Annotated in this window: 25 protein-coding genes and 1 tRNA gene; 5 read left to right on the top strand and 21 right to left on the bottom strand. The window is 61.6% G+C overall.

Annotation, left to right across the window (positions count from 1 at the left end; translation table 11 throughout):
• Positions 1-93: 93 nt before the first annotated feature.
• From MJ606_RS15645 to MJ606_RS15595, 11 genes are all read right to left on the bottom strand, one after another.
• The gene (locus tag MJ606_RS15645; RefSeq protein ID WP_243050476.1) at positions 94-1,518 is read right to left on the bottom strand and encodes a hypothetical protein; all 1,425 of its coding nucleotides are present in this window, start codon (positions 1,516-1,518) and stop codon (positions 94-96) included.
• Positions 1,519-1,653: 135 nt separating this feature from the next.
• On the bottom strand, positions 1,654-3,417 hold the full coding sequence (locus MJ606_RS15640) for an aspartyl protease family protein (RefSeq protein ID WP_243050475.1): 1,764 nt from the start codon (positions 3,415-3,417) through the stop codon (positions 1,654-1,656).
• A 154-nt stretch (positions 3,418-3,571) separates the two neighbouring features.
• The gene (locus tag MJ606_RS15635; protein WP_243050474.1) at positions 3,572-4,201 is read right to left on the bottom strand and encodes an HAD-IA family hydrolase; all 630 of its coding nucleotides are present in this window, start codon (positions 4,199-4,201) and stop codon (positions 3,572-3,574) included.
• A gap of 72 nt (positions 4,202-4,273) precedes the next feature.
• Positions 4,274-4,537, bottom strand: a complete 264-nt coding sequence (locus MJ606_RS15630) for a hypothetical protein (protein WP_243050473.1) — start codon at positions 4,535-4,537, stop codon at positions 4,274-4,276.
• 310 nt (positions 4,538-4,847) lie between these two features.
• On the bottom strand, positions 4,848-5,984 hold the full coding sequence (locus tag MJ606_RS15625; RefSeq protein ID WP_243050472.1) for a hypothetical protein: 1,137 nt from the start codon (positions 5,982-5,984) through the stop codon (positions 4,848-4,850).
• A gap of 350 nt (positions 5,985-6,334) precedes the next feature.
• Entirely contained in the window at positions 6,335-7,417 is a 1,083-nt protein-coding gene (locus MJ606_RS15620) for a GGDEF domain-containing protein (RefSeq protein WP_243050471.1), read from the bottom strand.
• Positions 7,418-7,507: 90 nt separating this feature from the next.
• Complete coding sequence (locus tag MJ606_RS15615; protein WP_243050470.1) at positions 7,508-7,885, bottom strand: hypothetical protein; 378 nt, start codon at positions 7,883-7,885, stop codon at positions 7,508-7,510.
• Positions 7,886-8,046: 161 nt separating this feature from the next.
• Positions 8,047-8,658 (bottom strand): hypothetical protein, encoded by a 612-nt coding sequence (locus MJ606_RS15610; protein WP_243050469.1) that lies wholly within the window; start codon positions 8,656-8,658, stop codon positions 8,047-8,049.
• Positions 8,659-8,958: 300 nt separating this feature from the next.
• Positions 8,959-9,699 carry a sulfite exporter TauE/SafE family protein gene (locus MJ606_RS15605; RefSeq protein ID WP_243050468.1) on the bottom strand — a complete coding sequence of 247 codons (741 nt, stop codon included), beginning with the start codon at positions 9,697-9,699 and terminating at the stop codon, positions 8,959-8,961.
• A 149-nt stretch (positions 9,700-9,848) separates the two neighbouring features.
• Entirely contained in the window at positions 9,849-10,517 is a 669-nt protein-coding gene (locus MJ606_RS15600) for a dihydrofolate reductase family protein (protein WP_243050467.1), read from the bottom strand.
• Positions 10,518-10,970: 453 nt separating this feature from the next.
• On the bottom strand, positions 10,971-11,450 hold the full coding sequence (locus tag MJ606_RS15595) for a helix-turn-helix domain-containing protein (protein WP_243050466.1): 480 nt from the start codon (positions 11,448-11,450) through the stop codon (positions 10,971-10,973).
• Positions 11,451-11,594: 144 nt separating this feature from the next.
• Here MJ606_RS15595 and MJ606_RS15590 point away from each other — a divergent pair, with 144 nt between their 5' ends.
• The gene (locus MJ606_RS15590; protein ID WP_243050465.1) at positions 11,595-12,587 is read left to right on the top strand and encodes a zinc-binding dehydrogenase; all 993 of its coding nucleotides are present in this window, start codon (positions 11,595-11,597) and stop codon (positions 12,585-12,587) included.
• Positions 12,588-12,675: 88 nt separating this feature from the next.
• Here MJ606_RS15590 and MJ606_RS15585 read toward each other — a convergent pair whose 3' ends face one another.
• From MJ606_RS15585 to MJ606_RS15575, 3 genes are all read right to left on the bottom strand, one after another.
• Positions 12,676-12,972: a hypothetical protein gene (locus MJ606_RS15585; RefSeq protein ID WP_243050464.1), complete on the bottom strand. Its 297-nt coding sequence runs from the start codon at positions 12,970-12,972 to the stop codon at positions 12,676-12,678.
• Between the two features lie 2 nt (positions 12,973-12,974).
• A complete protein-coding gene (locus tag MJ606_RS15580) occupies positions 12,975-13,427 on the bottom strand; it encodes a VOC family protein (protein ID WP_243050463.1) in 453 nt (150 codons plus the stop codon).
• A gap of 264 nt (positions 13,428-13,691) precedes the next feature.
• Positions 13,692-14,921 (bottom strand): MFS transporter, encoded by a 1,230-nt coding sequence (locus MJ606_RS15575; RefSeq protein WP_243050462.1) that lies wholly within the window; start codon positions 14,919-14,921, stop codon positions 13,692-13,694.
• Between the two features lie 82 nt (positions 14,922-15,003).
• Here MJ606_RS15575 and MJ606_RS15570 point away from each other — a divergent pair, with 82 nt between their 5' ends.
• Positions 15,004-15,654 (top strand): TetR/AcrR family transcriptional regulator, encoded by a 651-nt coding sequence (locus tag MJ606_RS15570; RefSeq protein ID WP_243050461.1) that lies wholly within the window; start codon positions 15,004-15,006, stop codon positions 15,652-15,654.
• A 168-nt stretch (positions 15,655-15,822) separates the two neighbouring features.
• Entirely contained in the window at positions 15,823-16,503 is a 681-nt protein-coding gene (locus MJ606_RS15565) for a hypothetical protein (RefSeq protein ID WP_243050460.1), read from the top strand.
• On the opposite strand, the gene MJ606_RS15560 is transcribed toward MJ606_RS15565, so the two are convergent.
• Positions 16,487-16,975: a hypothetical protein gene (locus MJ606_RS15560; RefSeq protein ID WP_243050459.1), complete on the bottom strand. Its 489-nt coding sequence runs from the start codon at positions 16,973-16,975 to the stop codon at positions 16,487-16,489. The two genes, MJ606_RS15565 and MJ606_RS15560, sit on opposite strands and share 17 nt — an antisense overlap.
• A gap of 98 nt (positions 16,976-17,073) precedes the next feature.
• Between MJ606_RS15560 and MJ606_RS15555 the strand changes: the two genes are divergently transcribed.
• Positions 17,074-18,234 carry an IS30 family transposase gene (locus MJ606_RS15555; protein WP_243050458.1) on the top strand — a complete coding sequence of 387 codons (1,161 nt, stop codon included), beginning with the start codon at positions 17,074-17,076 and terminating at the stop codon, positions 18,232-18,234.
• Between the two features lie 96 nt (positions 18,235-18,330).
• Here MJ606_RS15555 and MJ606_RS15550 read toward each other — a convergent pair whose 3' ends face one another.
• The 3 genes from MJ606_RS15550 to MJ606_RS15540 all read right to left on the bottom strand — a co-directional run bounded on the left by MJ606_RS15550 (position 18,331) and on the right by MJ606_RS15540 (position 21,375).
• Complete coding sequence (locus MJ606_RS15550; RefSeq protein WP_243050457.1) at positions 18,331-18,702, bottom strand: hypothetical protein; 372 nt, start codon at positions 18,700-18,702, stop codon at positions 18,331-18,333.
• A 31-nt stretch (positions 18,703-18,733) separates the two neighbouring features.
• A complete protein-coding gene (locus MJ606_RS15545; RefSeq protein ID WP_243050456.1) occupies positions 18,734-19,132 on the bottom strand; it encodes a hypothetical protein in 399 nt (132 codons plus the stop codon).
• A 542-nt stretch (positions 19,133-19,674) separates the two neighbouring features.
• Complete coding sequence (locus tag MJ606_RS15540) at positions 19,675-21,375, bottom strand: M28 family metallopeptidase (RefSeq protein ID WP_243050455.1); 1,701 nt, start codon at positions 21,373-21,375, stop codon at positions 19,675-19,677.
• Between the two features lie 223 nt (positions 21,376-21,598).
• Between MJ606_RS15540 and selD the strand changes: the two genes are divergently transcribed.
• The gene (gene selD, locus MJ606_RS15535; protein WP_243050454.1) at positions 21,599-22,639 is read left to right on the top strand and encodes a selenide, water dikinase SelD; all 1,041 of its coding nucleotides are present in this window, start codon (positions 21,599-21,601) and stop codon (positions 22,637-22,639) included.
• Between the two features lie 17 nt (positions 22,640-22,656).
• Here the strand turns inward: selD and MJ606_RS15530 are convergent.
• The 3 genes from MJ606_RS15530 to selA form a co-directional block, all read right to left on the bottom strand.
• Positions 22,657-22,753, bottom strand: a tRNA-Sec gene (locus MJ606_RS15530).
• A gap of 11 nt (positions 22,754-22,764) precedes the next feature.
• A complete protein-coding gene (gene selB, locus MJ606_RS15525; protein WP_243050453.1) occupies positions 22,765-24,699 on the bottom strand; it encodes a selenocysteine-specific translation elongation factor in 1,935 nt (644 codons plus the stop codon).
• Positions 24,696-26,129: an L-seryl-tRNA(Sec) selenium transferase gene (gene selA, locus MJ606_RS15520; protein ID WP_243050452.1), complete on the bottom strand. Its 1,434-nt coding sequence runs from the start codon at positions 26,127-26,129 to the stop codon at positions 24,696-24,698. Before selA ends, selB begins: the two co-directional genes overlap by 4 nt.
• Positions 26,130-26,322 lie beyond the last annotated feature (193 nt).

Genomic DNA, 26,322 nt, shown 5'->3' with positions numbered 1-26,322 from the left:
GATGCTGCTCCAAAGCGTACATGGCCGGCCGCCCTCGGGCGTTGTCACTCTCCAGCCCACTCACCGGCAGGAAATCAACCTGCCGTCAGCGCATCACCCCGAGATCGGGCGCACCACATAGTGCTTCAACTGGTACGAGCACACTTCGCTAGGGCCTTTGGCGTCGATGGTCCACACCGAACTCGACGGCCCATGCAGCTTCGGTGACAGCTCCAGATATGTTTTCCCTGCATACGTCACCAGCCGGCCATCTTCCATGCCGTGCGGCAATGCACTGGCAAGCCCCTGGTTGGCGACGTTGGAAGGATCAGCGCGGCCCTGTTCATCCAGATAGACGGGCACGACCTGGGTGTCGCTGTAGTCGCCGCAGCCAGCGCTGGAGTCTCCCTCGAAGAAGGACACCAGGCCTATCTGGCGCGGCTTGCCGCTATTGTCGAGGTCGGCATCGCCTGTCGCATTGAGCGTGTACTCAACCTCCGCAGCGCGGGCGTTATCATGAAAGCGGAGCTGCGTTGCGGCATGGCTGGAATCATGCACCGCCGCTGCCACGAAGCTGTCCGGTTGCTGCTTGAGCGACAGCGATTGCCCCGGCGTGGGCGACTGCAGCGCAACCGGTGTTTGCTGACCGGCAAGCATGGCATGACAAACATCGTCGTCATGGCTGGCAATGATCCGTCTCTGCTGGAGATCCACAAGGTCACCTTGGCAGGTCGGAACGATGTCGCCATTCTTGTCGATAACTGACAGATGGAAGGTTGACGAGCCGACGTCCGAGCTCATCACCATCGGCTGGCCAAGCACGTTGACAAGATCTTCGCTGACACCGAATGCCCAGGAATCACTGCCCTGGTTCTCGACATCGCGATCGTCGCGGTCGGCTGGCGACAGCTTCGACTTGAGATCTCCGCTGAGGACGTACACCGTCGTCGAATGGCAGGTTCCTCCGGAGTCGATCGAGGTAGCCGCAAGGGAACGCCCCTCTACGGTCATGTGCGCAACCTGCGCAGGCGATGCGTTCCAGCCTGGATCCAGATGCAGCGCTTCCAGCACCTTGGGGTCCATCGCTGTAGCACCAAGGTGCTGGAGCTGCTCGCCCCGATTGAGCGTTTCCTCAGCCGCATGGCAGAGCGCTGCAGCATGGGCAGGCATGGGCAGATAGGCAGGCCCGGTGGTCTGCAGGCGGGAGGCATCGACCCATCCCGTCGACACGCGCTTGGCCCCATGAAAGCGCACGTAAGCGTAACCCTCGCAGGTCGTCACCAGGTCAACCTTGTCGCCGGTGAGCACGTATCCGTTATCGGGTAGCGAATTCCCATAGTTGTTGCCGTCCTTCGGATGATGGCCTAGCAGGACGAGCTTTTCCTGCGATGTGCCGGTGACTTCCGCTGGCGTTACGGTCCGCTGCCCTGGAGCAATCCAGGTCGAGAGGCATTGCGGCACCGAATGGCCGGCGGCAGGCCAAAGACCGGCACAGAGGGTGGAAAAGGCTATAACCAGCCACGCTGCCTGATGCTTCATGCAACTCCCCTGTTCTGGTTCCGGATGATCCCTCCACCTCCACGATCACCCAGTCTGGATTGGTGTTTCAGTGCTCTTTCGCGTTGAAAGACCCAACTCCGCTGTTTGAGCATTCGGGCGCGAGTGGCATTCGCCCTATGGCCCTGCTGCAACCAAGCCATATTTGGCGGCGCGCGTTTCGATTTTCGAATCAAGTGCACGCGCGGCCACCAGGTCGGCATTGCCTGCATCTGTCTGGCCACTGCGGATTTTCGCCAAGCCAAGGCCATAGCGCGACCAGGCGGAACGCGGATTTTGCGCAACGGCCTTCCCGTATGCCTTGATCGACTCCGGATAATGTCCCAGCCGCAACTCGACCAAACCCAAGCTGTCGAGGTAGGACGCGTTTTCGCCATCGCGCTTGATCGCCTTGAGGCAATCCTTCAAGGCCTCGTCGAGCATCTGATTGCTCAGGCTGCGCGCCCAGCAGCGCTGGTTGAGCACGTAACCAAGCATGGCATCATCACTGTGCAGGCGAATCCAATCGTCGAGCAGGGGCAACGCCGCAGCAGGCTGATCGAGCCGGATGTAAAGGGCGGCGAGCAAACGCGCCTGTGCTGATCCTGCGGGCGCGACAGTGCTTGCTGCCGCCACATCGGATGCGGCACCCGTGCGGTCCTTGTGCGCGAGATGAAGTTCGGCGCGCATCAGCAATGCGTCGACGTTCTTCGGATCCAGGCTCAAGGACTTGTCCAGATCGGTAAGCGCGGCGTCGGACTGTTTGTCCGCCTCATAGGCCCCTGCACGGGCGACATAGTAGGCCGCCTGATCAGGCGCTATACGGATCGCCTCGTTCAGATCGGCTATGGCTGCCTTGGGTTCGCCGCGCGACAAATGCGCCTGGCCTGATAAAGCATAGTCGCCGGCGGTCTTGGGTCCAGGGCCATTCTCGTCTGCAGCGGCGGCAGCGGATTTGTCGCTATCGCCCGGTGCTGCCGCGAAGGTAAACACGCGCCCGCCGTTATAGGTGAAATAGGCTTTCTTCTTGCTGTTGGCAATGAACATACGATGGGCAAGGAGAAAATCCACGCCGAGCAGCATGTCGGTGTTGTCGCCTATTCTTCCGTCAATCACCTGCATCTGGCTGTGCTGGATCGTTTCCGTGCCGACCGAGAACGAATCAATGTTCACCGTCCAGGTCTTGACCGGCTTTGCGCCAATGCCGATGCTGCTACTACCGGCTTTGACATCGGGCGCATTGAGGTCGATGCCGGCTCGCTCGGCGGCGTCACGGCTCAGCACGGTGGCGGATGCTCCCGAATCGAGTACCGCTCGCACCTTCTTGCCGTTGATCGTCACATTGAAAAACGTGCGCCGGTCGAACCGGTTGCCGGACGGTTCAATATCGGCGACGTTGTACTTGTCATCCTTTACCCAATACGCCAGCGACGTTTTATCGCAGTGATCCGCTTTGAACAGGGTCATTTTGCCGTGCGCCAGATCGATTTCCAGATCCACCAGATCGAGCAGGTTGGCGCCAAGCAGTCCAGCGCCGGTATCGGTGCCGCCGACGATGAAATCAACATTATCGAGCGTCGCCCCGAGGATGCCGAACGCCTTGACGTGCGCCTGTTGCACATTCGCGACACCGCCAACACCGCTGATGCGAAAACCAAAGGGCGCGGGCTCCAGCTTGAGGCCGAGTGACGATGCATTGGCGCTCGACATGGTATTGAAAAAGGCGCCGGTATCGATAATGAAGCGCGTATCGTTGCCGTTGATCTTTACCATGGTGGTGGCTTGGCTACCGATCATTTCCACAGGCAACGTGCCGTAATCCTTCAGATGGCAGTCATCGGCCCAGGCCTGGCCTGCGAGCAAAACGCCGATTCCCATGAAGAAAAACCGCAGTATCCCCATCACCATCCTCCCTGTATGCCGTGGCCGCAAAGTGCGTTTACTGTAATAACGCAATGGATCATATCCACCTGGCAAATATCCCGCACATTGCTGTTTGCATGGCGTCCGTCCGGGGGCAAAAGCGAGCATTCGACGCCCACAGACTCATGGTCTATCAGCCATCGATGCATGCACCTAGCAACTCCAGCCGCTCCTTCAGCGAGCCGACGTCATTCTTTTCATCATCGTGAAAGATGACATGCATGCCTAAAGCGCGTGCCACCACGAGGTTGGCCTCGCTGTTGTCGATGAAGATGCTTTCATCAGGCTCGACACCTGCACAGGATGTCGCGTGCAGAAATATTTCCTGGCCACGCTTCCCGCTACCCACTTCCGCGGAGACCACGATGGGGCTGAACAGGGAATCCAATCCCTGGTGCTTTCTGAGGTGGTCCATCCGGTCTTTCTTGTTATCCGTGATGATCCCGACCGAATAATGGGTTCTCAGCCTTCCGGCCAATGAAAACATGCTTGTGTTCAACGGCGTGCTTTCGAACGCCGCGGCAAGCAAGCTGATGTCCAATGCCTTGCCCAGGGGCTCACAAGCCTTGCGCCAGACTTGGGCATGACTCGACCTGCCCATGAGCAGGTCGTCTTCGTAAGGGCTAATGGCCGCGCTGATTGCCGATAGTGCGATCCCGCTCGCCTTGCTCAAATATCGGTACGTTGTCAGCGAGCCGCTCTTGTCGGTCGTAAGTACACCGTCGTAGTCGAAGAAGATCGCCCTGATCACCTTGTTCTCCATCCAATCATGCAAAGCGGCGGCTGGCCCGCATGGCAGACCATGGTCGCCGTGTTTCAAAAGCGGACATCAAGATTATTCCACCCAGGTGTGAATCCGGCCGACCAGACACCACCCTCGAAGCACCACGAAACCGCCGCCATGGCCGGCGAAGTCGGTGACGCCTGGCGGCGGGTGGATCATGTTGTCGTATGCGTAGATATCGTCGCTGGGCCTCATGCGATCGCTGATGACCGACCAGTCCGAGTAGCCACGGAAACGGCGATCCAACTGCTCCTTGCTTGTGGCCTGAGAAGCCACGCGTATGCCGGCGGGCAAGGTGATGCAATGATCGACCATCGTCGGTACAGGTGATGTCCTGGGTGATCACCTGGTGCCTTGGCGCCAAGGGTGGGCCATCCAACGTAATGATGACCGGCTTGTCTGCCTGGCCTGCGTCACAGGCGCAGGCCAGGCTCAGGAATACGAAACCAGCCAAAGCAACCCCGCAAGCCATACCTGTCCCTGTATTCCATGCGAAAAGGTGAAGCGGCCAGTCCGACGCGACGGATGCTGACTCAAGCCCGCAGACCTTGGATCGAAAGCGGACGCGGCTGCTTCAGACCCGAAGCCGGCCTTTCGCTTCAGCCTCTTGAATCAATCACGTCCTTCAGTCCGGCGTACGAACGATGGCCACCCGATTCGCATCGAACAATGTAACGGCCAGCGTGCGGTTGTCGTGAAAGAACGCGACCTCCCTCGGATACTCAAGGTTATCCGTTTTCATGAGCTTGACCTCATGGTTGCTCACATCCCCGGGTTGATACGCAAGCCCGGCCAAGACGCCTCGCCCCCTCTTTCCGAACCGATCCGAAACCGCCACCCAGACCTGGGAGTCGTCTCCACGCACAGCGATGCCTATGGGGTTTGGCCCAACCGGGTAGACCTTGAGTTTGAGATGAGCGCCATCGGCCGTCCAATCCGCCGGCTGAAGCCGGAGCAGCGAGTCGTCGCCTCGGGCCGATACCCATAGATCCTTGCCTGATGGACTGACCGCAACCCTGACGGGATTGCACCCTACCGGTAGTACACCCGTGATCGCATGGGCCGGGTCGGATACCGCCATCTCCACGTTGACGCGCAACAAGAGCCCCTCCGGATGAGACCGCCCATCCTTTCCCTCCGGCTTGCACGATTTGCCACCCGGCACCGGCGGGCCCACTTCGCTCGTCACGTACAACCACTTGCCATCGGGCGACGTTGCAAGCCCGACAGGCGCGATGCCGGCGGGAATCCGGCCAACCAGGGACGAACCATCCCCTGGCCCCTCCCGCACTTTGGCCAAGTCAAAGATGCTCACCCGCTTGGCGTATTCATCGCTTACAAACAATAGCTTGCCGTCTGGACTCATGCTCGCGTAGATAGCGCCGGCATCGCGTCCCTCCTGGAGCCTCGCCGTGACAGGATGCGACTCATGGCGAACCAGTTTCCCAACCTCAAACACTTCGACCGTCGCCCCTTCGGTGACAGCCAAGATATCCCCGCCTGGCGATATGGATTCGCCGAAGGCCGGGCCGGCCAGCGGAACAACATAGTCGAGCGCAAAGCCGTCACCCGTGTTCTTGAGTACGCCCAACGCTCCCTTCTCGTTGCCGACACTCAGGGAGACAAACAGCCAGCAGTCGTCCGGACTGGAAACAGCGGCAAAAGGGTGTCCCGGTACCTCGATGGTCGCGCTGCTGGCGGGGAGCCCACAGCCTATGGCAAACGAGCATTTTGCGACCAGCAGGATCAACGCGATAAACATCCGCCATGGCACTCGCACGCCGCCTCCATCAAAGATGAGCCCGATGCGGGAGATGATCGCCCGTTCCGCTTCGGATTGCGACGCCAGCCGCCCACCTGGACACTCGATGTGGGTCGGTCGTGCCCCAGAAACAGGACAACAGGCGCATGCCGCGCCTGATGTATTCAACGTGGGTGTTTATGGCCAGAAGAAATCCGACCTTCGCCGCGATACCACCCGCGAAGACACTGTTCGATCCGGCATGGGCGCCAAGCACAGATGCCACCGGGCCAGCGTGGGGCGACACCGCTATTGGAACTTCAAGGCGCCTGCATGTACCGCGACCGATCTGGATGGATTACCCCGTGCAGCTATGCCATGGAATCATCGATCACCACCTGGTTGCGACCGTTGATCTTGGCCTGGCGCATCGCCTTATCGGCGCGCGACATCAGGCTCTCAATCGATTCGCCGTGCCGGTTGCATGGGGCGATGCCTATGCTGATGGTCAAGGACCGATCCGGTCGGTGAACCGTGCGCATGGCCTGGCGTAGCTGCTCTGCCCGGGCGTGCGCCAGCGCAAGGTTGAGGCCAGGCAGCAGCACGGCGAATTCTTCGCCGCCGACCCGGCCGATCAGGTCCGACTCGCGCATGTGCTTGCGCAGGCCATCGGCCAGTTTGGTCAGTACGTCATCGCCCGCGGCGTGACCGAACTCATCGTTGAGCTGCTTGAAGTGGTCGGCATCCAGATAGAGCATGGCCGCCGGCATCCGCTGGAGGTAGATGTCACTCAACGCGTAACGCGCCAGTTCAAGAAAGCGGTTGCGCTGCAACAGCCCGGTCAACCCATCGGTATGGGCTTGCGCCCGCAATTGCTTTTCCAGCCGGAATTGTTCGAACAGCGTGCGTGTCATGAAAGCGCGCAACACCGCGGCCACGGAAATGGCGATGGTCATGTAGACGGCATACTGGAACACCGGCAAGCCGTTGGCCGCGCCCAACAGCAGCATCGGCAATGGACCGAGTGCGCACAGCACCATCGCGGCGATGAAATCCCAGCGCCCCAACCAGATGACGGATGACGCCACGGGCAACAACAGGCCAGGCAGTACCAGCCGCTGACCCGGCACTTGTCCAATGCCGTTCAAATTGACGCCAATCTCCAACAGCAGCACGCACGACAACGCCAACAGGCTGAGCGGTACAGGCCGCTTTTCGTGGCGGGCAACCAGGGCCAACAGGGCCAGCGGTACGGTGGGGGCCAGGCGTAGCAGCAGGGGCACCGGCGAAGGACTGACAAGCGCGCGTCCTCCGGCCGCCAGCAGATAGGCGAACACCGCCAGCCACGTCAGCGCATGGATCGCCGGAGCCATGCGCTGGGCCAGATAGTGCATGTACTCACGTCGATGACTCGCATCGTCGGCTCGCTGCTGCTTGGCGAACGGTATAGGCATGCAGGCCCCAGGGCGCGGAAATCGGACGGCTATCGCTCAAGTTACAGCAAGATGGGTGCCATGGGCTTCGAAGCAAAGCCTGCCGCCGGTTCAGGGAAAGTCTTGCTTTCGAGCAGGGGTTTGCGCCTTACGCTGCGGGGCAGGCAGCGACGCCATGGGTCGGTATCTGCGCCGGATCGTTGACGGATGGTCGTAGGCCAGCCGATAGCGGCCGATCAGATCGGCGCCGAGAATCATGGCCGGCTTGCCGCCGAAATCCTGCGCCAGCGGGGGGAAGATCGACCAGTCGCTGCCCAACACGCTCGCCTGGCGTCCGGCATCATGCCAGTTTGGAAGTCCAGACGCCTCGACAACGCGGGTGGGCGAGCCACCCGGGGACAGACTGTCGACACGATGCATGGACATCCCGGCCGAGCCTGCATGGTGGCAACAGTGACGGCAAATGGCCTCCGGCGTTTTGAAACGCATGCCCTTCACCGATGACATACAGAGCAACGGACTCTCGGCCGATGCACCGGCCGGCGCACACCTGCCGATGTTCATCTACCTCGGCGTTTGCTTCAGGTCGAAGGCAGAGACTTCAGCCTAGACAAGCGGGCGATCCACATAGGTCCATGCAGCACCGCGATCTACTTGCAGCCAAACTCGGTAAAAGCCTGATCCAGCTCTTGCTTGGTGATGCGTCGTCTATCCATCTCGCTGGCCGATAGAAACCGGGCGATCCTGACCTGGCTGCAGTTCATGTAGTGGCCCGTTCCCGCGATAACCTGCGCGACGCTCGGCGGCTCCTTGAGCGCGATGGTGCCGACACGTGCTTCGTCGGGACCGCCAGGAATACGTGAAACATTCTCGGTGAGGTTTCCTGTTTGCGTTCCCCTGAGCAAGGGGTTCCCGTAAGGCGTCGCAGGACCCTCGTATCTCGGCGCCAAGACCTCGGTATCCACGTGCCGTTCTTCCGGCGCCACTGCCAAAGGCTCGGCAGAGGCTGGGACTTTTGTGGCGACAACTGCAGATCGCGTTGTTGGAACGCCTATCGACATCGTGGCCGTTGCGCGCGCGGCAGGGTGGGGATGGCTGGCAGCTTTTGGCATGGCGGTGCTTGGGAGTGTTTCGACGAAGCGCACCTTCAGTGCATCCGCGTCGTCCTCGGTGAACAGCGCGCGCGCTCCAGCGATCGGTGCTGGCGGTATCGTCCAATAGACCATGAGTGACAGATGCAGGACGGTTACAACACCCAGCACCACCCCGCCCCTTAGGATCTGGGCCGCTGGGGACTCCCTCGCCCGGGAATCTTGGAAGCGCGCGTTGCCCGGCCTCCCGCGCTTGTAGCCTAGGACGCCGTCACCATGCATGCCCGCGACCTCCGTGTGTAAACGTCAGGTCGGCCGGCAAACCGTGTCTGCCACCGCGCCCCTTCAGCACCCCGCGCCAAACCAGTCGACGATGACTGGCTCAACTGAGGTGGGTCCAACGCCCATCGGGCGCTTAACAACGGGGATGTGACCGTACCGGTTCGGCAAAGTTCTAGCGAAGGTGCAAGTTCAATTCGTCACGAACAAACCCACCGTCAGCGCCACACCGATACAGACGATGGCGATGCGCAGCACCTTCTCGTTGACCCGGTGCAATAAGTGGGCACCTATCTGACCGCCGACGATCGCGGGAATGGCGACGCAGGCGATCAACGACCAGGGAAGGATGCGAGCCTGCACCAGGAAGATCACCACTGCCGAGGCATTCATCACTGCCGCCAGGACATTCTTGGTGGCACCGGCCACGCGCACGCCAAGGCCCGCCGCCGTGAGCGCCGCCAACATAAGGATGCCGATGCCGCCGCCGAAATAACCACCATAGATGGCGATGAAGAACTGCACGACCGCGGCAGCGCGTCGATCCAGCGCCGGTTTGGCGCCATGGCTAGGCGGCTTTCTGAAAAAGCTGCCCCAGGCGAATACGACAGTAGCGAACAACACCAGATATGGCACGAGCCTGGTAAACACGCTGACCGGCGTGACAAGCAATAACACCGCCCCAAGCGCGCCACCGACCAGGCTGATCCAAAGCAGCGTGCGGAAGGACAAGCCCTCGGCCCCCGAAACCTGCGCGCGGCCCGCCAGGCCCGTCGTCACCTGGCCTGGGAACAGTGCGATGGTGGATGCGATATTCGCCGCGCGGGGATCAAGGCCAGCAAACAGCAGCGCGGGAAACGTAAGGAAAGACCCGCCCCCGGCCAACGCGTTCTGCACGCCGGCGGCGAATGATGCAAGGATCAATACCAGCACGGACCATGTCGGATGCATAAGCGGCTCACCCCGGTGATGGATCTAGCGCATCCATGCGGGATCGGACGCGGCATTCAACGCTAGAGCTAAGCCTATCCGCGAAGCGTCGCCGGCTTCAATGAATGGATGGCAGGCACTTTTCCTTCACATCACCACATCTCATCGGCCATCTTCTTGCGCCTGGCCAGCTCCTTCCCGCTCGGCTCGGCATTGGAGAACGAACCGGGATGGATATCGCCGCTTGGCACATAGGTGCTCATCACAACGCCTGCGGTCGAAACCCGGGAGCCAACGAGCCGAAGCGCCGATGGCTTGGCGGTCTCGCCGAAGAGGCGCTTGCCCCGTCCAAGCACCACGGGAAAGGTCCACACGTTGTACTCGTCGATCAGCGAGGAAGCCTGGAGCGCTTGAATCAAGTTGCCGCTGCCGATTATCTGCAGGTCGGGACCCGGTTGGTCCTTGAGGGTGACGATGGCCGAGACGACATCGCCGTGGAGAGGGATCGAGTTGTTCCAATGGAGCATCGTCAACGTGCGCGAAGCAACGTACTTCTTCGCCGCATTGAGCGTCTTCGCAATCGGATGGTCAACCGGCTGATAAGGCCAGTACGCTTCGAATATCTGATATGTCCTGCGCCCGAGCACCAGCTCGCGATCCTTTCCGTCGAAACCTGCTGCTGAAATGTCCATGCTTTCGTCGGCGTAGCCGAACATCCAGCCGCCAAGGGCAAAACCGCCGGTAGGGTCTTCTTCCGGTCCGCCGGGTGCTTGCATGATTCCGTCAAGCGAGGCAAACGTAGACACGATGAGTTTTCTCATGGAAACACCTCTGTCGTCAGGCGGATAGGTGTCATGTGCACCAGCCGCCTCGTAGCTAGACGGACGTGCACGATGAGTCATGCAACTGTGCGCATTTCCTGGGCAAAACCCCTAAAGCACCGGCTTCCAGGAACCTTGCGTGCCCCATGCCCGGCCAACAACCCCGCGCAAAGCCAGACGCCGATCACTGCTTCCCAACGATAAGCCATGGATGGAAAGCGGACGTCACGGGGCCCTACCTTTTTACGGGCCGCCGCTCGTCCAAACCCATCGATCGTCGTGATACTCGAACGTTACGCCTTGCCGACGGCATTCCGTCCACCCAGAAATCAAGCGCGACAGCACGGTGCCGTGGGTCGCGAATCACTTTGATGCAGCCCGTAGAGCCGCCTGGGTAGAAGAGCGTGTCGCCGATGGCGGAAGCAAGCGCGCGTCCCTGGCGCCATACGATCATCAGAAGTCGCTTGCCTCTCCTTGGGGCTGCTGGTCGCAGGACAGGCGTCCGAGTAGCAGGTCGGCGGCGCGTAATGGGCGGCCATCTTGCGAAGTCACTTGAAGGCGCGCCACTGGGCGTCCCGTCTTGGCTTCAAGCAGCGACTTGTGGCTTTCGCCCCGCGCGAAACACGTCTCCTCGCCCCATTGGCGCAAAGCCACGATCACGGTCAGCAACCCTTCCCCCTTGGGCGTGAGAGCGTACTCGCGATAGGCGCTGCCGTCGGACGCAGGAACCGTTTCCATGATGCCCAACTCCACCAGACGCCTGAGGCGCTGCGTGAGGATGTTTTTGGCCAGGCCGAGGCTCTTCTGAAAATCGCCAAAGCGTCGGACCCCAGCCAGGGCGTCCCGAACAATCAACAGCGACCACCAGTCCCCCACCGCATCCAGGCTGCGGGCTATAGGACACGCGGATTTATCGAAGCTTATGCGGCGCATGAGAAGTCCTACCAAAAATCTAGTTGCATTATGCAACCGAGCAGGGGCATACTTCAAATGTGGTTGCATTATTGAACTAGTTTTGGGGCCTCGTCCTTACCTTAGGGCTGGCCCTTACCCCTGAACCCGTCTTCGAGATCCCCAATGAAAGCCATTCAATATCAGTCCTACGGAAGCTATGAGGAAAACCGCCTGGTCGACCTGGAACGCCCTGTTCCCAAGGCGGGCGAGGTCCTGGTGGCCATGCGCGCGGTCGGCGTGAATCCACTGGACAACACCTTCCGTTCCGGCCACATCTATTTCGCCACGCCCCAGAATCTGCCTCGCATTGGCGGCCAGACCGGCGTAGGCGTCGTTGTCGAATCAGGCGGTTCCCAGTTCCATGCCGGCGATCGCGTTTTCGTTACGGGCCAGGGCTTGGGTTTGACGGTGGACGGCACTTGGCGAGAGTTCGTCGCCGTTCCGGCAGGCGGCCTCATACCCGTGCCGGCTCAACTGGATGACGCGCACGCCGCGGCGTTTCTGGCGGGCGCCGGTTACTTGACCGGTTACTTGGCGCTTACCGAACTGGCCAAGTTCAAAGAAGGCCAGACCGTGCTCGCTCCAGCGATTGGCAGCGCCGTGGGCATGGAAACCATCCAGATTGCACGCCGACTGGGCGCGTCCAAAGTGATCTCCACGGCGAGCACCACCGAAAAGGTCGAGCTCGCGCGTGCGGATGGCTACGAGCATGTCATCGACCTTTCCAAGGAGACCCTCAAGGACGGCGTCATGCGCATCACCGAAGGCAAAGGTGTTGACGCTGTCGTGGATGGTGTCAGCGGCAAGCTTACGAGTCAGGCCCTTGCCTCACTGGCATTTGGCGGCAGCCTCGTGATCGCTGGCTACGCGGGCGGCCGCGAGGTCGACGTTGATGTCACCGACATCATCTGGAAGGCCTCGTCCGTGCACGGTTTCAGCTTCCGTGCCTTCGCGCCGGAAACCATTGGTGCCGCCATGCGTACGATCTTCGGTTACCTGGGTGAAGGCGCGCTCAAGCCCAAGATCAGCAAGACCTTCCCGTTGGAACACGCCCCCGAAGCCTTGCGCTACCTGATCGAAAGCCGCCCTTATGGCCGGGTGGTCATGGAAGTGTAAGCACGGTTCCGGAGCGAAAGCGAGGCAGTGGTGAACGGATGCCACGCGGTATCGTTTCGGCCTAGGACGAAGCTGTTCAATTATCGGATCACGGTGCGAAACCGCGTGCGCCGCAGCTGGCGCATGCGGTTTCGAACTTTGGTTCGGCGATGTCAATCGCAGCCTTGAACAAATTTCGCGTTGGGTCGGAAGCAGGCCGGAGCATCAAACTTTCATGGGTTACCATCGAGCAAGATATCGGCACCACGATAGTCATCCGGCGTGGCTTCGGCAGCATGACCGCCTCGGCGCAGTCCAGCCAATCAGGGAACGCGGCCCCATCCATCGGTTCCTTGCTGCCGCTTTTCGTATCCCAAAGCGAAAGATCGCTTGGAATGCCGATCATGCCTAGCGCTTGGGCTCCCAAAGTTCGATCTTGTTTCCCTCCGGATCCAAAATCCAAGCAAAGCGTCCGTTGGGGTCGTTGTCGTCGCGCTTGAGAACAGCAACGCCCTTGCCATGCAACCGCGCAAGCAAGGCATCCATATCGTCAACGGCGTAGTCGATCATGAATTCGCCGGTCGATGGCGCGAAATACTTCGTTGAAGCCGGAAACGCATTCCAGGCCAGTACTGAAGGATGCCCTGGCGCATCGTAGCGGAGGGCTGCACCGCCCCATACTTCTACCGGCATTCCAAGGACCTCGCGATACCACGCTGCGAGCGCCTTGGGATCCTTCGCCTTAAAAAATATCCCGCCGACACCGGTGACGTGTCCGACTGGCGGTGCTGACGCAGCCTTCCCGGCGTCGGCGATTAGCAGAAGGGATAGAGACAACAAGAGAATCGACCGTACTTCCATCTGCTCGCTCCCAGTTGACGTGGTCCAAGTACGCTTCTCGACCGCTGTCCAAACAGCCTGAGATCGGCCGCAAGTCACGGCCGGCATGGTGTAGCTGATCGCAGCAACGGATTCAAATTCCGCTCAATTTGCCTAATTTACGCCATAACGAGGTCCGGCCATGGAGGCATGTGGCCAGCCAATGGGCGATGTCCGCTCCAGGTCGGAAGCAAACTTTACGGAACACCAGCAAGGATATCGCCAGCACCAAGTTAATTCGGGTACTCAGGAGATATTCCTTATCGAAGGGCCTTGTGCTGCGACCGCGCTGATACAAATCAGGATGCCACCAGCCAGCAGGAACAGCGCCGAGACATTCACCAACAAGGCAAGGCCTGCCAGACCCATCGAAAGTGGCGCCATGCCCAGCGAACCCAGGATAAGCACGCTGGATACGCGCCCCCGCACTGCCGGGTCGATACGCTGCATCACCCAGGCGCCGATATGCACGTTGACGAACCCCGCCACGCATCCGATCAACGCAAGCACGCCTGCCAGCCAGTAACCGCCCGTGGGCCACAGGCCGATTCCAGCAAGGCATACGCCCAATACCGCACTGCCAGCGAGTATCAGCAAGCCCCGCCGCTGAACTTTCCACACGCCTGCCAGCAGGGCGCCGGCGAGTGCGCCCACAGCAGCAGCCGACAGCAACACGCCATAGGCGCTCGCCGAGCCAAGCTGGGTTTTCACCAGATCCGCCATGCCTACTGACAAAGGTCCGGTCACGCACAGGTTCACCACCATCGCGAGCAGCATCATGGTGCGCAGCGGTGCGTCAGCAAGCACATAGGAAATGCCCTGCTTCATGGCCTCGAGGGGATGAGTGGGTGAAACCGTCCTCGGTGGATCCGGCAATCGCAGCAAGGCGGCGATCACGAAAATAAAGCTCACTGCATCGATGTAGAACGCAGAGGCAATGCCCAGCTTTGCAATGACCAAACCGGCAAGGATCGGCCCAAGGATGGAGGTGAGTTGCGCGGCCCCCTGGCTCAGCCCCGTGCCGGCGACCAATTGATTGCCGCGCAATAGCCAGGGCAGGTAGGCCGATTGCGCTGGCATGGCGAAGGCATCGGCGATGCCAAACACCACCACCAGCAGGTATAGCTGTGCCAGATGCAGGTGGCCTTGTGCTGCAAGGACACCGCTCAGCGCCACACAAAGCGTGCGAATGGCGGCGGTCGTCAGCATGATCCATCGCGCGGAAAACCGGTCAGCAATCACTCCGCCGACTAGCAGCAGCGCGGCGCGGGGAATCGCACCGGCCATCATCAAGCTGCCTAGCGTGGCCGCCGAACCCAGCTTGTCCAGCACCAGCCAGGGCAAGGCGACGAGGTAGAACTGATCTCCCAACAGTGAAACGGTGCTGCCCATTAGCCAGCGGCGAAAAGCGGTGTTCCGCAGCGGATGCGCGCTGTTCGCGGGAATCCCAACGGCTTCGGCGTGCTCAAGATCCATGGCCCACCCCTCTTTGATGTAAATGCAAATTTACATTTACATCATTACCATGTCCACTACCCGGGCCGACCAGGAATGACCGATGGCCAAGACACCTCTTGCGCCGCGCCAGGCGCGCAGTCGCGAATCCGAAACGAAGTTGATCAAAGCGACCGTGGAGGTGCTTGGGCAATACGGCCTGGAAGGCGCGACCGTTCCGCGCGTCGCCGAATATGCGGGCCTTACGCCGGGAGCAATCTACCGGCGTTTCCCCGACAAGAACGCGCTAATGGAGCGATGCATTCTTCGTATCCTCGAAGATCAGCTGGTGCACCTGAAAAAAGTGTTCACCACGGAGGTGGCACAGCAAAGCAGCATCCAGGCGCTGATTGAGGGCATCACGCGCACCATGCTCGCGAGCTATCGAAAGAACGCCAAGCTGATCCGGGCGCTACGCCAATTTGTGCGGGCCAGCGACCACCTGGCGTTCAAACGAAAAGCTGTGCAACTGGAAAACGGCGCCGTGGAACACTTATCGGATGTGCTGATGACCCATCAAAAGCATATGCGCCACCCGCACCCCAAGTCAGCGTTGACCATGGCCTTCCTCATGGTCTCGGCGACGCTTGCAGAGCTCGTGCTGGCCGGCGATACCGCGGAAAAATTGCAGCCGCCAGTCCCCACCGACGATCAGTTTCTGGAGCGCGAACTGGCCCGGATGTTTCTCAGCTACATCGGGGCGACCGAGTCTTAGGTCCACTCCAGGTCGGAAGCGGACCTCGCGAGACTGTCTTGACCGCACTCCTACGACAAGACGCTGCCCCGACCGGGAATGAATGACAAACCTGAACCGAGGGGACTGGGTTTTGATGCAGGATGCGGATACCTTGCCTTCGCATAGCCAGTCAAACAGGGAATGTCCGTGAGTCGGAAAGATCGAGAGCCTCGATGGTCGTATTCACGCTGGATATTGTGGTCGGTACTCGCATTCTTTGCTTCGCCCCCTACCTTTGCTGCCGTCGACCATATCGAGGTCATCGACCGAAAGCCCTATCAGGAGGGCAGGGTATTCCCCGGAGCGGGCACCTATGAGGTCATTCACGGGCGCGCATGGTTCCGGCTGGATCCGCATAACAAAGCGAACCTTCGAATCGTTGATCTGAATCTGGCGCCGCGTGACGCTAGCGGCCTGGTCGAATTCTCGACGGACTTCGTGCTTGTCAGGCCAGTCAACGCGATCGATTCCACGCTGCTCTACGACGTCGTCAATCGAGGTGGTGGCGTCACTGGCATGTTGAACTATGTGATCGATCCCACCCAAAAGCCGCCTTTCATCGATACCGGTTTTCTGCAGCGTAACGGTTTCAGCGTACTTACTTCCGCTTGGGAGTGGGATGTCACGCCGGAGGAAGGCGACAACCAAGCGCTGGTGTTCAAGCCGCCCGTGGCCTCGGATCACGGACATCGAATAACGGGCAAAGTGGCGAATGAATTCACTGTAGACAAGCCTGCCGATATCGCGTCCTTCGTGGGTATCGATTACCGCCGGTCAGGAAAGGCTCGCTCTATGTCGACAGCGAACATTGTCATCCCTTCATCTTAAGAGTCTCGTCGACATCAACGTAGCCAACATATTCAGCGAAGCGGGGCATCAGTTGTGTCCCTTCAAGCCCGATAGATGCGAGCACATCGTTGTGTATCGCGCGCAACTCGTTCTTCTCGAGCGAATTACTCGAAATCTGTATGAATCGCTTCGTGCCGTAGTGGATAGTCAATATCAGTCCGCCACGAGCACCACCCCAAGCGAGACGATGAATTTCCTTGATGGGGACAACTGCGCTGCCGAACTGCCAGGATCGAGTTATTGATTGAGCATCCATCACGACTCGCAACGTCAAGTCAAACAGAACTTTTACGGCAAGAACAACTCCTAGCGCCACGAAGGCGAAGGCAATGATGACGGGTGCCTGACCAACGGCTTTTGTTCCAGCCCAGAAGCACAACGCAATCCCGGGAATGCCGACCAACAGCGTTACAAATCGCGATGTCGAAGTAGTACGGTAGCTCTTGATCACATAATCTCCTATTTGACGTCCCAGCTGGTCCGCTATGGGCTGCGACTTCAGTCGGTCAACGCAACACACTATAGCCGCGCAAGCGGAAGGAGTGTTGCATGGCACGCAGACCTCGCAGGCCTATCACCGAAGGCCAGATGTCCTTGTTGTGGGACCTCTGGCAGAAGGGCGAGTCGCTTCATCAGATCGCCCGGTTGCTGGACCGGAGGCATTCTTCGATCCGGCGGGTGCTGGCGCAAACCGGTGGCATTCGACCGGTTCCGCGCCATCGTTCCACCCGCGCCTTGACGCTGGCCGAGCGCGAAGAGATCTCGCGGTCGGTGGCACTGGGACATTCGCTCAGGACCATGGCCTCGCAGCTTCATCGGTCGCCATCGACGATCAGCCGTGAGCTGCAGCGGAACGGCGGACGGGACAGCTACCGGGCCAACCAGGCCGATCAACAGGCCTGGGAGCGCGCCCGTCGGCCAAAGGTCTGCAAACTCAAGAAGCACCGCGTGCTGTCCAAGGTGGTCGCAGCCAAGTTTCAGCGACGATGGTCACCGGTGCAGATTGCGGGCTGGCTCAAACAGCGTGCCGACGACGACGAGGAGCACTGGGTGTCGCACGAGACGATCTATCGCACCCTTTTCATTCAGGCCCGCGGTGCCCTGAAAAAGGAGCTGCAAGCCCATTTGCGCCGTACACGCACGATGCGCCACTCGCGCCATCACACACAGAAGACGCCCAACCACGGTCAGCTCACCGGCATGGTGTCGATCCGCGAACGGCCGGCCGAAGTCGAGGACCGGGCCGTGCCTGGCCACTGGGAAGGCGACCTACTGATGGGGAGCCACAACAGCCAGATCGCCACGCTGGTTGAGCGCTATACGCGTTTGGTCATGCTGGTGAGGGTGGAAAGTCGAGACACCCAAACGGTGATCGATGGGCTGATCAAGCACGCACACAAGCTGCCCCGCGAACTCTACAAGTCGCTGACGTGGGATCGCGGCAAGGAGATGGCCGACCACCAACGCTTTACGTTGGCGACCGACATCCAGGTCTACTTCTGCGATCCGCAACATCCGTGGCAGCGGGGTTCGAACGAGAACACCAATGGACTGCTACGCCAGTACTTCCCGAAAGGCACGGACCTCTCGGTCTACTCTCAGGCTAAACTCGATGCCGTGGCGCGGGAGTTGAATGAGCGACCCAGGCAGACGCTCAACTTTGAAACACCGGCCGAACGATTCCAGCGATGTGTTGCGTTGACCGACTGAAGTCGCAGTCGAGAGCGGATATAAGGCCATCTCCACCAGAACCATGCTCCCGGCTTGCCCGATCTCTCGCGGAAAAAATTTCGTTGAGAATGACTTTCATTGCACAGAGGTCCTATCGATGAACCTTATTCCTGTTGCGGACAGGTTGTAGATGCGCGTCTCGAGGAAACTGGACTTCTTCTCCTCGATGTCGATAACACCATCGGCACCGGATAGGCACGCCTGCCTTCTGAGCTCGCCGCTTGCGGACGAAAAATCGGAAGGCGTGAAGAAGGTTTTTTCCAGATGAACGTTCAGTCGCGAAATAGCGACATATGGCTTGGCTGGTAGCTGGTCCTTGAAGATCGCGACATCACAATCGGGCGGCCGAGCGGCATTATGCTCGTTCAACGATCGATAGTTTCCCGTCGTCGCCATGCAGGCGTTTAGGCTAGATGCGAGGAAAACCACCCACAGCAATCTTTTCATGATCTCCCCCGCATCGTTGGGCTGAATCGGGCTATTGATGAGATCCGATGTTCTTATCCATCTCTGCAATAATCTCCTTGTCCCAGCTCTTCTGGCCGGCTATGCCTGCGAACGACTTGGCCGTGCTGACCTTGACCGCGGTCTTGTCGTCACCCAGCGGCGACAGCCAGACACCCGCGGACTCGCCACCAGAACCGACCACAAGGCCCATCTTGTGAGGCCGCGCACCTTCGACATACTCAGCATCGGATTTGCTAACCACGAAGCCGTTGGCCACCAAGGCGTCAACCGCTGCCTTCTGTACCGTCGCTTCTGGCTTGTTGTATACGATGCTCGGTGCAGCGTCTCCTGGCTTGGTTGGCGTGGCCGAACAACCAACGAGAACAAGCATGCAAAGCGCAGTTACAAATTTCCCAGGTGTCTTCTTCATCACGAACGACTCCTCCTGTTGAGTTGACGAGATAATTCCTGGCATTCCACCTGCCACGCACGCGGACAGGCCGTCACATAGGTGATGCCCGAACAGCTAGCTGGTGAATCCCCTTTTAGCGGTGCCATCCTCGATGGGCCCGCTCTTCTGCATCTTATCGAAGTCCGACGGGAAGCAAATAGTCCACGCTGAGGGCAATATCTTGGACTTCGGTCAGCCAGACCTGGACTTCTGCATGCAGGAGCTTTGTCCGCTATGGGTTGCGGATTCAGACATGTCCAGCATGCCGGTAACATCCGTTCGACGGCAACTCGGGCCTTCGCTGGAATGCTGATTGACGCCAGCGATCGGCGTCAGCCCTTTTCTGAAACGGGATTAGGCCCGGCCGGCATTGGCAGTCGAATACATGCGCTGGGAAGAGCACAGCCGGCAGCTGATCTCGCAATTCGGCGGAAAGAAGAAGCGCATCGGCAAGGCGCTACTCACCTTGCCAAGCCGACCGGACAGCCCCGCTCACGCGAAGCTGCCCAGCAACACTGTCATCACTTCGCCGTGTCGGCCTGCGGTTTTCCCGTCGGCATCATCGCCTCGCGCTTGGCCCGGAACGGACTGTCGGGGTACCACTGCGGCCATACGCCGGGCTGGCTCAGGCGCTGTCCCAGCTCATACAGCGCCTGGGTGTCTTCGAGGATGCCGGAGAAGTCCCAGTTTGGATCGAACACGTCGTTGGGCGTGTGATAGCGGTGCGCCGTATAGTCATCGGCCCCTTTCTGTCCCGCCGCCTTGCCGCCATCGAGCAGGTCGAGGCCCGAGCTGGGCAACATCGCCGGCACACCGGCCTTGGCGAAGCTGAAATGATCGGAGCGGAAGTAGAAGCCGTTCTCCGGGGTGGTTTCCGGCGACGTCACCCGGCCCTGCGTCTTGAGCACGTCGGCCAGCATGTCCTCCAGTTGCGACTGGCCCTTGCCGATCACCGTCATGTCATGGGCGCGGCCGATGATCGGCAACGCATCGACCGCGATGTCGGCCACGGTCTTGTCCAGCGGGAATATTGGCTTGGCCGCGTAATACTGCGAACCGAGCAGGCCCGATTCCTCCATCGTGGGCATGAAGAACAGCACGCTGCGCGGCGGCGGCGTGGGTTGATGGGCGAACGCATCGGCCAGCTCCAGCAGCATGCTCAGGCCGGTGCCGTTGTCGATCGCGCCACTGAACACCTGATGCCCCTTGCGCGTGGGATCGGTGCCCAGGTGGTCCCAGTGCGCGGTAAAGATCACCGCTTCGTCGGGCTTGATGCTGCCCTTGACCATCGCCACCACATTCTTCGATTCGAGATGGCCGATCTTGTTGCGCAGGCTGATCGAGGCGGTGGCATCCAGCGGCACGGGCTGGAAGCCCGGCTTCGCCGCCGCCTTTTCCAGCTGAGCGAAGTCGAGCCCGGCATCGGCGAACAATCGCGTGGCGGCATCGCGGGTCAGCCAGCCGGCCACCGGCAGGCGCGGGGACGGATCGACGCTGGCGGGCAGGCTCAACTGCGGCCCGCTGCCGCTGTTCTGCAGCACGCTGAACGGATAGCCGGCGGCGGCATCGCTGGTATGCACGATGAAGCACGCAGCGGCGCCCTGCAGCGCCGCCTCCGCATACTTGTAGGTCCAGCGGCCGTAGTAAGTCATCGCGCGACCGTTGAACAGTTTCGGGTCGCCCGTGGCAAAGCCGGGATCGTTGACCAGCACGATCACCGTCTTGCCCTTCACGTCGACGCCCTGGTAATCGTTCCAGTGCCAGTTCGGCGCATCGATGCCGTAACCCATGAACACCACCGGCGAGTTGCTCAGGTCGACTTGTGCCTTCGCCTGCAGTGTCTCGGCCATCATGTCGGTGCGATAGGCAAACTTGGCCTGCTTGCCGTGCGCCGAGATATCCAACGTCACATCGGTATTCAACAACTGGGTGGAATCGGCCGGCACCGACTGATACCAGGAACCATGATTGCCCGGTTGCAGGCCCATGCGCTTGAACTGCTCGACCAGCCAGTCCGTGGTGCGCTGCGCACCGATCGTGCCCGGCTTGCGGCCGCCGAAGGCATCCGAGCTGAGCGTCTGGTCGAAGCGTGCGAAATCCGCAGCATTGATCTGCGGCGCCAGCGTCACCGTGGGCTCGGTGGATGCCGCTGGCGTCGTCGCCATCAGCGAGCCCGCACCGGCAGCCAGGGCAAGCAGGAGAACGTGGGTCTTGTTGCGCATGGGTAAGTCCAACGGCCGAGGTCGAACTGTTGTTTTAGCGCGACCCACCGCCGCTGTCCACGCAAGCCGCTGGCGCCGCCGGAAACCCCGCTCGCACCGTCTCCCATCCATCCTTGGATGGACCCAGGCACGAACGCATCGAACAGGCGCTAAGACCCCACACTTTTTTGGTTATGCTGCGGTAGCTGGCTGCCGCGCTATCGAGACTTTCGCAGGATCGCCTATGACTTCCGTTCGTTTGACCGACCTCGCCCACGGCGGTGGCTGTGGCTGCAAGCTCGCTCCCTCCGTGCTTCAGCAATTGCTCGCCGACAAGGCGGCGGCGATGCCGTTCGCGTCGCTGCTGGTGGGCACCGAGTCGAGCGACGACGCGGCGGTGTGGCAGGTGGATGAGCATACCTGCGTAATCGCCACCACCGATTTCTTCATGCCGGTGGTCGACGATCCTTACGATTTCGGCCGCATTGCCGCCGCCAATGCGCTGTCCGATGTGTACGCGATGGGCGGCAAGCCGATCATGGCCTTGGCCATCCTGGGCATGCCGCTGGACAAACTGGACGTGGAGACTGTGCGTGCGATTCTTGCGGGCGGCGAAGCGGTGTGCGCGCAGGCCGGCATCCCCGTGGCCGGCGGCCATTCGATCGATTCGGCCGAACCGATCTATGGGCTCGCCGCGATCGGACTGTGCGCACCGGCCAACATCCGTCGCAACGCCACCGCGCAAGCGGGCGATGCGCTGATCCTGACCAAGGGCATTGGCGTGGGCATCTACTCGGCCGCGTTCAAGAAGCAGGCGCTGCCGGCAGACGCGTATGCGGAGATGCTCGCCTCGACCACGCTGCTCAACCGCATCGGCTACGAGCTGGCCAAGGATGAGGACGTGCACGCGATCACCGATGTCACCGGCTTCGGCCTGCTGGGGCACGGCCTGGAAATGGCTCGCGGCAGTGGCCTGCGCATCAGGATGGAACAGGCGCGCATACCCTTGTTTACCCAGGCGGAAGCGTTGGCCCAGGCGGGCTACATCACCGGCGCCTCGCAGCGAAACTGGAACAGCTACAGCGATGGCGTCACCCTGCCTGCCGACCTGCCAGCGTGGCGCCGCGCCCTGTTGACCGATCCGCAGACCTCTGGCGGCCTGCTGGTCGCCTGCAAGGCAGGGCGGGCCGAGGCGATCCGGGCGATGATCGAGGCGGCAGGTTATCCGTATGCCCGCATCATCGGTGCGATGACGGCAGGCGCACCGGGCATCGAGGTCGTCTGACCAGGCCGCCAGCAAAATGGCGGAAGAGAATGGGAGTCGAACCCACCCGAGACAGTCTTGTCTGCCTCACCCGGATTTGAAGTCCGGACGCCCCACCGGAGACGATTCTCTTCCATACAGCGCGTTCAACGCGAGGCGGATTCGAACAAGTCGAGATACCGCGCCTGGACTCTGCGCAAGGTGCCGTGGTTGATCGTAACGCCTTGCCGGTCGAAGAATTCTAGTATCTGGATGGCGACTTTTCGACCGTTGTCGAGGCGGTCGCGAAACTGCGCGGCGGTAAACCGTCCGTCCGCCGCCTGCGCGGCGAGCTCGGCGGCGATCAGCACCATCTCGTGCAGGGTGGCGCGCAGGAAGAAATGATCGTGCGCCACTTCGTCGACCAGTCCCAGCCGCGCCGCGAATTTCAACAGCTGCCTGATGTCCTGCTCCGGACGCGCCAGCGTTCCCGCGATATCGCGCACGCGCGGCGGGCGAAAACGCTCATCGCCGCCTAATAGCGGGGCGATGGCCTGCCATAAGGCTTCACGTTCCGGGTTCAATTGCAGGGAATGGCTGGCCAGCCGCACGAAGGCGCCGTCGCGCACCACGCGGCCGGCGAAGTCCGCGTGCTGCAGCGCCAATGCAAAGACAGCGGCAGGCAGCCTGGGTTGCAAGGCCAACCGCAGCTTTTCGCGGCCGATGCCTTGCACGTCCGGGTTGGCCGCATGGAAGGTCTGCAGTCGCTCGATGAGATGGACAACGAAGTGTTGCCAATGCGCATGGCTGATCGCGATGCGTTGCTCGCCAACGTCGAAGATGACCGGCGAGAGCGCGGCGGCGATGTCGTCGAGCTTGGCGGCGGACAGCGCGCGATCGCGCCCGAAAGCCAGCAGATCCCGCGCGAACGGAGAAGCTCCAAGCAACGCGGCGAAGGCTGGCCGTGGATCGGCCATGGCCAGCGCGGCGCGTTGGGCCACGCGTTCTGCCGTGCGGCGCTGGCGTGACGGCGCGTGCAGATCGATAAACTGGCCGCCGCCCAGCGTGCGCTGCGCGGAAACGTCGCGCAGCACGTAGCGATCGAGCGCAGCGGCGGCGATCGGCCGGTCCAGCACCAGTTGGACGTCCGCCGCGTGGCCGGGCAACAGCTGCTCGCCTTCGAGCAACACGACACGCGCGCCAACCTCGACCGCACCATGGTGCAGGCGCGCCGGAAACCATTGGCCGATCGGCTTGGGCTCGCCGGGCAGAAGGTGCAGGCGTGCATCGATGCGATCGGTCGGCTGGTGCAGGAAGGGATCGACCACCATGTCGCCGCGATGGATCGCATCCTTGCTGATGCCCTCGCCGGCGAGGTTGAGTGCACAGCGATCACCGGCACGCCCACTCTCCACCGGCCGGTTCTGCGCATGCAGCGAGCGCACGCGCGCGCTCAACCCGGAAGGACTGAGCAAGACCTGATCCTTGACGCGCACCACACCGGACAGCACGGTGCCGGTCACCACCACGCCGATGCCGGACAGCGTGAACACGCGATCGACGGCAAGGCGGAAGCGGCCATCGGCGGCACGCGCACCCCGCGTGTGCGCCTCCCTGGCAAGCCGGTCGCGCAACGCATCGATGCCAAGCCCCGTGGTCGAGGAAACCGGCAGGATGTCGGCGCCTTCCAGCACGGTGCCCTGGGTGGCCTCGCGAATCTGCGCGCCGACTTCGGCCAGCCGTTCGGGCGTCGCCAGGTCGGCCTTGGTGATCGCAATCAGGCCATGCCCGATATGCAGCAGATCCAGGATCGCCAAATGCTCCAGGGTCTGCGGCATCACCCCGTCGTCGGCCGCCACCACCAGCAGGGCGACATCGATGCCACTGGCGCCTGCCACCATGGTGTGCACGAAGCGCTCGTGACCGGGCACGTCGATAAAGCCGAGCACGGAGCCGTCTTCCAGCGGCAGGTAGGCAAAGCCCAGGTCGATGGTGATGCCGCGTTCTTTTTCTTCTTTCAGGCGATCGGCATCGACGCCGGTCAGGGCTTTGACCAGCGCCGTCTTGCCGTGATCGATATGGCCCGCGGTGCCGACGATCATGGGGCGTGCGCGGTGAGGCCGTCGACGTTGAGCCGGGCCAGCGACTCCAGCAACGGCGCTTCGTCCGCCTCGGCCAGGCAGCGCAGATCCAGGCGCAGGGCACCATCGGCGATGCGGCCGATGATGGGCCGTGGCAGCACGCGCAACGCAGCGGCCAAGGGTTCCAGCGCGCCCTGGCTGCCGCGCGCACGGATCATCAGTGCAGCGCTGGCGAGGGTATCCAGCGGCAGCGCGCCGGAACCGACCTGGCTGAGGCAATCGCCCACCTCAACCACGAAGGCTCCACCGAATCGCTCGGCCACGGCCGGCTGCAGACGACGTGCCTGCGCTTCGATATTCGCCTTGCCGCGAGCCAGGAAGCGCAGCGTGGGCAGCCGCTCGGCGAGACGATCCGGATCGCGGTACAGATTCAGCGTGGCCTCGATCGCCGCCAGGCGAAGCTTGTCCACGCGCAACGCACGCTTGAGCGGATTGCGGTTGATCTGTTCGATCAACGCGCGATCGCCGACGATGAAACCCGCCTGCGGGCCGCCCAGCAGCTTGTCGCCGGAAAAGGTGACCAGCCGCGCGCCCTCGGCCACGGCTTCGCGCACGGTGGGCTCCTTGGCCAGCCCGTAGCGGGACAGATCGACCAGGCTGCCGGAGCCCAGGTCGTTGAGCAGCGGCACGCCGGCGGCAGCGGCGATCACGGCCAGCTCGCGCGCGCCGACTTCGGCGGTGAAGCCCTGGATGCGGTAGTTTGAGGTATGCACCTTGAGCACGAGACCGGTGCGTTCGTTGAGCGCGTCCTGGTAATCGGCAGGATGGGTACGGTTGGTGGTGCCCACTTCGACCATGCGTGCGCCGGCCCGCGCCATGATGTCGGGCAGGCGGAAGGCGCCGCCGATCTCGATCAGCTCGCCGCGCGACACCACCGCCTCCCGCCCCAGCGCGAACGTGTTGAGGCAAAGCAGCACGGCCGCCGCGTTGTTGTTGACCACGGTGGCGTCTTCCGCACCGGTCAACGCGCACAGCAGGCTGCGCAGGTGATCGTCGCGCTCACCGCGTGAGCCATCGGCCAGGTCGTATTCCAGCGCCACCGCGTGGCGCATCGCCGCCACCGCCGCCTCGATCGCCGCCTCGGCCAGCACTGCGCGACCGAGATTGGTGTGCAACACGGTGCCGGTGAGATTGAACAGCGGGCGCAGGCCCGGTGCATGCGCTTCCAGCAACTCGCCGGCCCGTTGCGCTATTTCAATGGCGCCGGGCACCGCGGCGGGCGTGGCGCGCAAGGCCTCGCGCGCGCTGTCGATGGCCTGGCGAATGGCGTCGGTGGTGGCGACACGCCCGTGGCGTTCCAGCAGCGCCGCCGCCTCGGCCGTCGCCAGCACAGTGGCCACCGCGGGAAGCTGGCGCAGGGAGTTGAGCTCGGGTTCGGCCATGACGCTCATCCAGTGACATCGCCGGACACCCAGGCGTTGATTCGGGAGCGTGGCGGCGAAAGTTCGGGGGGTGGCCCCTATGCTGCGGTGCGGACTGACCAGGGTCAAGGCAACACGCACACCGCAGGCTGGCTTGCGATTACGGGCCATAGTGACTTTGGCCTAGGCCCGTAGCATGCTGCGCCACGCGGCTGCACGCGCG

The organism is Dyella sp. RRB7 (genome assembly GCF_022761115.1).
Lineage (GTDB): Bacteria > Pseudomonadota > Gammaproteobacteria > Xanthomonadales > Rhodanobacteraceae > Dyella.
The sequence above is the reverse complement of the archived record's forward strand: the minus strand, read 5'-3'. Positions and strand labels throughout refer to the sequence as shown.